The 1119-nt window shown below is 63.4% G+C and carries 2 protein-coding genes; one reads left to right on the top strand and one right to left on the bottom strand.

The window, feature by feature from the left end; genetic code table 11:
* The first annotated feature begins 98 nt into the window (after positions 1-98).
* Positions 99-476 (top strand): hypothetical protein, encoded by a 378-nt coding sequence (locus U1872_RS22585; protein WP_332744488.1) that lies wholly within the window; start codon positions 99-101, stop codon positions 474-476.
* Between the two features lie 19 nt (positions 477-495).
* Here U1872_RS22585 and U1872_RS22590 read toward each other — a convergent pair.
* The coding region (locus tag U1872_RS22590) for a phospholipase D-like domain-containing protein (protein ID WP_332795090.1) at positions 496-1119 on the bottom strand (624 nt) is incomplete at its 5' end.

Below are 1119 nucleotides of genomic sequence, written 5' to 3' on the forward strand. Positions count from 1 at the left end.
GGGCATCCCAACTCGATGCGGTCTTCGCGTGCCGCCGCGAACCTGCCGTCATCATTGCGCAAGGGGTCGCATGCCTCGCTGTCGCGTGGTGGGCGTGATTGTCGCCGCGAAGCTATCTCCGCTCGGTCAAGGGTGCACTGTTCCTGTCTCCGCTTACCGTCGGCTTCGGCCAGGAGGCGATTGCGGCTGCGGCGCGGCAAGGACTCTCGACCCATCTGCCCTTCCCGACGGTGATCGCTAGTGCATCCTATCCGTTCATCGACAGGCTGCTGGCCGTCGCCGACGCCTGGGGTAGTCAGATCATCGAGATCGGGGCGGAACCAGCGGCCTATCCCACCAATCGACAGGCGGTGCATACCGAAGACACCGCGCGGCTCCTCGTCCTTCTCCCGTTGCTCCAAGGGGCTGCATCGGATGGTCCACTGACGTCGGTCCATGTCCCCCCTGCCGATGCTCGTTTCGATAAGGCGCGTTAGCGTAGCGCCGACCCTGAGTTCACGCCCGTTGTCGCGCAGCCAGCTTGCCTATGAATTTTTCCCTGAAGCTGCGGGCGACGCCAACGGCCTTGATGACGATACCGACCTCGGCATAGGGGTCGGTCGGATCTGCGGACAGAAGGTTCTGACTAGTAATGAGCAGATCGTCGTCGTCCCATGCCAGAAACTTGCCGTGCATCCTCGGCTCTCCGACGGGAATGATCGATACGCCCGCAGAGGCGTATTCCTCGATGAGGCGCTCCGCCGCTTCATGGGATACGCCTTCAGACAATTCGTCGTAGTATAGATGCGCGGCGACGAGTCCGTCACGTACCGCCGCAGCCGCTGGCGACAAGGCCAAGGCCCGAGCACTTCTACCGAGTTTGTGGCTACCTAGCTCGATCTGCTGCCGAGCGGCGTCGCGCGCCGCGAGCACGTACTCCGCATGCTGGGGTCCCAAAACAACTTTCAGTTCTCCGCGCTTCGCCAAGCTGGGCACTGTACGGCGTCGGATGTTGACTGCGGTTCCGGCGAGCCTTGCCGCAACGCCGCCGTTCAGCCCTGTCACCCGGTGCGCCATCTGCGACAGGGTTTCCATGACGTCGCTCACCAGCAACGGATCCGTCAGCCGGACCGACGCCTC

The sequence above is a fragment of the Parasphingomonas frigoris genome (genome assembly GCF_036663815.1).
GTDB lineage: Bacteria > Pseudomonadota > Alphaproteobacteria > Sphingomonadales > Sphingomonadaceae > Sphingomonas.